This window comes from Alcanivorax sp. HI0083 (assembly GCF_001635175.1).
Window position 1 is genome coordinate 1 of record NZ_LWFX01001021.1, and the last position, 6,620, is coordinate 6,620.

6 protein-coding genes are annotated in these 6,620 nt (G+C 58.6%); 5 read left to right on the top strand and 1 reads right to left on the bottom strand.

Going from position 1 to position 6,620, the window contains the following annotated elements; all coding sequences use genetic code 11:
* The 4 genes from leuS to A3754_RS12750 all read left to right on the top strand — a co-directional run.
* A partial coding sequence (leuS, locus tag A3754_RS12735) for a leucine--tRNA ligase (RefSeq protein WP_063519992.1) occupies positions 1 to 1,380 on the top strand: 1,380 nt, incomplete at its 5' end.
* A 90-nt stretch (positions 1,381 to 1,470) separates the two neighbouring features.
* Positions 1,471 to 1,968: an LPS assembly lipoprotein LptE gene (gene lptE, locus A3754_RS12740; RefSeq protein WP_063519993.1), complete on the top strand. Its 498-nt coding sequence runs from the start codon at positions 1,471 to 1,473 to the stop codon at positions 1,966 to 1,968.
* Positions 1,968 to 2,981, top strand: coding sequence for a DNA polymerase III subunit delta (gene holA / locus A3754_RS12745; RefSeq protein WP_063519994.1), 1,014 nt, complete (start codon positions 1,968 to 1,970; stop codon positions 2,979 to 2,981). The genes lptE and holA overlap by 1 nt, the downstream gene beginning before the upstream one ends.
* Before the next feature lie 412 nt (positions 2,982 to 3,393).
* Positions 3,394 to 4,245 (top strand): class I SAM-dependent methyltransferase, encoded by an 852-nt coding sequence (locus A3754_RS12750; RefSeq protein WP_063519995.1) that lies wholly within the window; start codon positions 3,394 to 3,396, stop codon positions 4,243 to 4,245.
* 81 nt (positions 4,246 to 4,326) lie between these two features.
* Here the strand turns inward: A3754_RS12750 and A3754_RS12755 are convergent, their stop codons facing one another.
* Positions 4,327 to 5,631 carry an alpha/beta fold hydrolase gene (locus tag A3754_RS12755; RefSeq protein WP_231880613.1) on the bottom strand — a complete coding sequence of 435 codons (1,305 nt, stop codon included), beginning with the start codon at positions 5,629 to 5,631 and terminating at the stop codon, positions 4,327 to 4,329.
* Between the two features lie 399 nt (positions 5,632 to 6,030).
* On the opposite strand from A3754_RS12755, the gene A3754_RS12760 reads away from it, so the two are divergent.
* Positions 6,031 to 6,620 (top strand): aldehyde dehydrogenase family protein (locus tag A3754_RS12760; RefSeq protein ID WP_156496973.1); only part of this gene is annotated, 590 nt, incomplete at its 3' end.

Genomic DNA, 6,620 nt, shown 5'->3' on the forward strand with positions numbered 1-6,620 from the left:
CAGGTAATTGAACCCGCCAACGGTGAGCAGATCGATCTGGCCCAGCAAGCCTTCACCGAAAAAGGCACCCTGGTGCATTCCGGTGAATTCGATGGGTTGTCCTCTGCCGACGCCTTCAACGCCATCGCCAACTGGCTGAGCGAACGTTCTCTGGGCGAAAAGAAAGTGAACTACCGGCTGCGCGACTGGGGTGTCTCCCGTCAGCGTTACTGGGGCGCACCCATCCCCATGGTGGAAACCGAAGACGGAGAACTGCACCCGACCCCGGCAGATCAGCTGCCCGTGGTGCTGCCCACCGATGTGGAAATGGACGGCGTCAACAGCCCCATCAAGGCCGACCCGGAGTGGGCCAAGACCACCTTCAACGGTCAGCCCGCCCTGCGTGAAACCGACACCTTCGACACCTTCATGGAGTCCAGCTGGTATTACGCACGCTACTGCTCACCGCAGAGCGACACCGCCATGCTGGACCCGGCCGCCACCAATTACTGGCTGCCCGTGGACCAGTACATCGGCGGCATCGAGCACGCCATCCTGCACCTGCTCTACTCGCGCTTCTTCCACAAGTTGCTACGCGATACCGGGCTGGTGAATTGCGACGAGCCCTTCAAGCAACTGCTGTGTCAGGGCATGGTGCTCAAAGACGGCGCCAAGATGTCCAAGTCCAAGGGCAACACCGTGGACCCGCAGCAAATGATCGAAGAATACGGCGCCGACACCGTGCGCCTGTTCATGATGTTTGCCGCGCCGCCGGAGCAATCTCTGGAATGGAACGACGCTGGCGTGGAAGGCGCCTTCCGCTTTATCAAGCGCCTGTGGCGCCTGGTGGCCGAACATGTGGAAGCCGGTAATGCCGGCACACTGGACCTGAACGTACTGGACGACGCAGGCAAGGCCTTGCGCCGCAAGACCCACGAAACCATCCAGAAAGTCAGCGACGACTATGGTCGCCGCAGCACCTTCAACACGGCCATTGCCGCGGTGATGGAATTGATCAATGAAGTCAGCAAGTTTGACGCTAACAGTGACAACCGCGCCGCGGTAAAACACGAAGCCCTGGAAGCGGCCGTGCTGTTGCTGGCCCCCATCATCCCCCATGCGGGCCACAGCCTGTGGCAGGCCCTGGGTCATGAAGAGGCAGTGATTGATGCCCGCTGGCCCACCGTGGACGAAAGCGCGCTGGTGAAAGACAGCATCGAACTGGTGGTACAGGTGAATGGCAAGGTCCGCGCCAAGCTGCATGTGCCCGCCAACGCCGACAAGGAATCAGTGGAAGCCCTGGCGATGGACGAGCCCAATGTGCAGAAATTCACCGAAGGTAAAACAGTGCGCAAAGTGATCGTGGTGCCGGGTAAACTGGTTAACATCGTCGCCAACTGAGCGCACTGCAATGCAGCGGATACCGTAGGGCGGAAATGGCCACAGGCCATCTCCGCCAGCCCGCCAGACAACCGAGAGAGCACGCGTACCATGAGGGTTACCGTTAACGCCATTACCACCCTGCTTCTCACCTTGCTGATCACGGCCTGCGGCTGGCAGCTACGCGGCGCCACCAGCGTGCCCACCATGGAAAGCCTGACCCTTGTTGGCGCCAGCACGGAGCTGAACTACAGCCTGGAAGACGAACTGGAAAATCAGGGCGTACTGGTGCACAAAGAATCCCCCTACGAATTGATCATTGATGATGAAGAGTGGATGCGCCGCACCTCTGCGGTGGATGATCAGGGCCGCCAGGCGGAAATCGAATTGCGCTACACCCTCTACTGGCACTTGCGCGATGTAAAAACCGGCGCTCTGCTGACCACCCCCAAACGCATGATGGCCCTGCGCAGCCTGCCCTGGTACCCGGAAAATGCCACCGCCTCTTCCGACGAAGAGCAACTGGTCCGTGAAGATCTGTATGAAGACATGACTTTCCGGCTGATCAACCAGATCGCCGTGGCGTCCAAGGGGTGGGAGACCTACTGATGCGCCTGCGTCCTGAGCAGCTTGGCAAGCATCTGTCCGCGACAATGCTGCCCGTCTATCTGGTGGCCGGCGATGAGCCGCTGCAACAGGGAGAACTGCTTGACGACCTGCGCCGGGCAGCCCGCGACCAGGGTTTTGACGAACGCCAGCGTTTTTCCAGTGATACCGGTATCGACTGGAACGCCCTGCTCAACGAATCGCAAAGCATGAGCCTGTTCGGCGGCCGCCGCATTCTTGAACTGGTACTCAACGATAAACGCCCGGACAAGACCGGCAGCCAGATTCTTCGCGATGTGCTCGCCGGCCTGAAAGGCGGAGCCAGTAGTGACACCCTGTTATTGATCCGCTGCTCACGGCTGGACCGCCGCAAGGACTGGAATAGTGCCTGGGTCAAAGCCGTGGATGAAATGGGTGCCGTGATCGAAGTCTGGCCAGTTGAAGGGAAAGGCTTGCGCAACTGGCTGCAGGAACGCCTCACCAGCCGTGGCCTGCGCGCCAACGAAGATGCCCTGGCCCTGCTGATTGAGCGCAGTGAAGGGAACCTGCTGGCCGCCGCCCAGGAAGTGGACAAGCTGGCTTTACTGGTAGAAGACGGCCAGGTCGGCCCGGAAGACGTTCAGCAAGCGGTGGGCGACTCCAGTCGCTACTCGCCCTTCGACCTCACCGAGGCCACCGCGCAGGGTGACAGCCAGCGCGTCATGCACATTATCCAGACCCTGCGCGCCGAAGGCGTGGAGCCCCCGGTGCTGCTGTGGGCCCTGAGCCGCGACATCCGCCTGCTCGACGGCATGCTCGGCGGCGGGCCGCCCCCGCGCTTGCCTCCACAGCGGGTACGCGCCATGCAAAACCAGGCCCAGCGCCTTAACCCGCAACAATTGCGCATCGCCCAGGCCAGCGCCATCCGTGCCGACCAGTGCGTCAAGGGAATGGCCAAGGGCGATCCCTGGAAACACATCACTTCCCTGGCCCTGCGCCTGGCTGGACACCCGCTACCTCGTAGCATGGAACGGTAAAAAAGACAGCTGCAAGCGACAAGCTTCAAGCAGCAACACGGAGAAGGCCCTGTGCCTCATGAAGCCCTACAGGACGCCGCGCTGCCAGGCTGGAGCCTATCTGCAGGCGCTCCTCTTGAGGGACGAACAGAGCGTAGCGAGGCAAGAAAGGCCAAAATCTATCCGCCGTTCTTTCTGAAACCTGTCGAGTTCTGAGATTCCTGATCGCCCTACGGGCGATTTCCGCGCAAGCGCGGTTCGCACCTCAAGAGGTACTCCTACAGCGGCTTCGTAGAAATGCCGAGGTCTTGGGAACTTTCTAACCTTTCTCTACCCAACGATCGTAGCTCGTAGGATTGGCACAATATGCCACCCACCAATGGCAACATTCTGCTAGCCTGTTCGTCTTCTTTTTTGTCAGGCCAGAACAACAATGAGCGAACCACGCGATACTTCCTCCATCAGTTTTACTGCCCTGTACACCGGCCATGTCTGGACCCGTGACGGCATTTCCGCCCCGTTTTTCCACACTCGCGGTGGAGCCTTCCTGTATGGGGCGCTGGCACCCTTCGAGTTTATCGGGCGGCGTATTGTCGGCGGCAACATCCGCACCTTTCTGCTGCAGCGGCACCACTTGATTGATCACCGCCTACACCAGCTTATCGAAGCAGGCGTGACTCAAGTCGTCGAGATTGCCTGCGGCCTGTCGCNACGGGGACATCGTTTCTGCCAGCAGTATCCGCAGCTGACTTATCTGGAAACCGACCTTCCCGATATGGCGCATCGCAAGAAACAGTTGCTGCAGGAACATGATGTGCTCAGTGAACGTCACCGGGTGTTGCCTATCAATATTTTCGCCGAAGACGGCGAACTGGGCCTGGCACATGTGCTCGATCAGTTGGACCACAGCAAACCCGTGGTGGTGATTACCGAAGGGCTGGTGAATTACTTCCCGCTGGACGTCATTTCAGAATTCTGGAAAAAACTGGCCGTCGCCCTGCAAGCCTTTCCTCAGGGCACATACCTCACCGACAACTACCCCCTCTATCGCGGCATGCCCTTCTACCGCACCCTGAAAGTGCTCGGCAACATGCTGGGCGCGGTGTCGCGCAGCCAGGTCGGCTTCCACTTTCACGCCGACGACGAAGCCATCGGCCACTTTAAAACACTGGGTTTCGACGACCTGAAAATTCACAACCCGGCCAACTATTACGACCAACTCCCCATTCCTCAAACCCGGGGCAATCCCATGGTGCGAATTCTGGAAGGCGTGGTATCGGCTTGAGATGCACCGCTCTCTCCATAAAAAAAACCGGCATTAAATGCCGGTTTTTTTTATGGAGGCAGAAAAGAAAACGTTTTCAGACTACCCGTAGATTCGCCGCACTTTTTCATCCTGGTCACGACGCAAAAAATATTCACCCTGCTTCAGTAACTGGGTAAACCGCTCCGCAGCCTGAATATTGCCGTGCTTGAACAAACAGCGCAGATAACCCGCACCGTCATAATCGAACACCAGCAACTCCAGCTTCAGCTCCGGGCTCTCCATATACAAGGTGCAGTCGCGCGCGTGATCTGCCAGGGAAAAACCCGGTTCATCCAGTTTCAACAGACAACCGAAGAAATTGATATCCACGACAGTGACTGGCTTGTTGAAACGAAACCGGTCTCCCACCCGGGATTCGCTGGTGACATGCCCATGGTTATTACACGGCACCAGGCGCTCAGCTCGACGGCGCTCGATCTGGCTGTATTCCCCTTTGCTGAAGCGGCGAATGCCCTCCACGTTTTCCAGGGTTTCTCCGCGCAGGAAGGTCGAAAACAGGTCGAGGGACACTTCACGCTTTTCCAGCTGCGGCAGGTGGTCGGCCCCCTTGATCAAGGTAAATTGGGCATTGGGACAATTTTCCGCAAAGGAGGCGTTTTCCCATGGCAACGTAAAACTGTCGAACTCACCGGTGGTAACCAGGGTGTCGCATTCCGGGTAACCAAGCAGCCCTTCCACAGACAACAAACGCCGACCGTTAATCTTGTAACGCTCGCACTCGTTATCCGACAAACGCTTCATCTGGCGGTAGAACAGCTTGCGGGCCGTGGGGCTGATGCCAGTGTCGTCCATGCGGTCGTAGTTGACCAGATACAGCACCACTGCCTGGCTGAACTCATCCATGCGCCCCTGCTCCAGCACCCGCACGGATTCTTCCACCAGCATGCGCCAGCTCTTGCGCGGGCGCGTCACGATCCCCGCCACAATCAGCTTGTCGGTGGCTTGCGGGTATTTGTAGGCAAAGGTGCTGGCAATCGCCGAGCCCAGCGACAATCCCATCAGATGGACCTTTCTCAGGCCGGATTGCAAGCTGAACTCATAGAGCAGATCGGCCAGGTCTTCCATGCTCAAATCCGGGGCGATCTGGGTGTTGTTACCCAGCGACGGCAAGTCCACCAAGATAACGGGGAAGTCCTCGTAGATGCGTTCTACGCAATACTTGTAGGAGGTGAAGTTCTGGAAAGCCCCGCCTACCACCAACAATGGCGGCTTGTGTGCGTTGGCAGGACTGGAGAATGCCAGGTAATCGATGCGCCACTTGCCGACCCACAGTTGAATCGCATCGGCCTTGATCCCGGAACGGGTGTACTCCTGATACTGAAAGCCCATAGTAATTGGCTCCATTTGGCCCACATTGTTCTTGTTTTATGTAGCGTCCGCACCCGGCGCCGATCTCTCTTTTTACCTATGACAGTATTGTTCCTGTCATTAACTGCACCACACAAAATGGCACAAACGTACCAATGAAATCAGCCATTTAACGGCATCTGTGTAGCAAAGGATTTCAATTCTTCACCATTTGTGAGCAAGCGTAAAGCACCAGTTGTCGCTATAATGCCGCCTTTGGCGGGCGCGAAAATCAGTCTCGGCTGGCCGCTGATCCAACCTATGGGGCCAGCGGCCCACTGAACACCGGATTTCCCCTACCTGCCGAGCGGTGTTATGCCGCACAATGGCGAGGTAACGCTTCACCGCTCGCAAGACACCAACAGATCGAACGCAGAGAACTGACCGCAGACAATTATGGATATCCAGCAATACATGCAACGCCTGGGCGAGCAGGCCCGTCAGGCCTCCCGGGCCATGGCTCGCGCCAGCTCCGGCGACAAAGACAAGGCGCTAGCCGCCATCGCCAACGCCCTGCGCGACCACCGCGACGCCATTTTGCGCGCCAACGAAAAAGACCTGGACGCCGGCCGCAGCAACGGCCTGGACGCCGCCCTGCTGGACCGCCTGGCTCTGACAGCAGACCGTTTCGACGGCATGGTGGAAGGTCTGGAACAAATTATCGGCCTGGCTGACCCGATCGGTGTGATCACCGACCTGGCCTACCGCCCGTCAGGTATTCAAGTCGGCAAAATGCGTGTACCGCTGGGAGTCATCGGCATCATTTACGAGTCTCGCCCGAATGTGACCATCGATGCCGCCGCCCTGTGCCTGAAATCCGGCAATGCAGCCATCCTGCGGGGCGGCTCCGAAGCCATCAATGCCAACCAGGCCATCGCTGAATGCATCCGCGAAGGCCTGCGCGCCACCGGCCTGCCGGAAGCCGCCGTCCAGGTGGTAGAGACCACCGACCGCGCCGCCGTTGGCGAGCTGATCACCCACCCCGA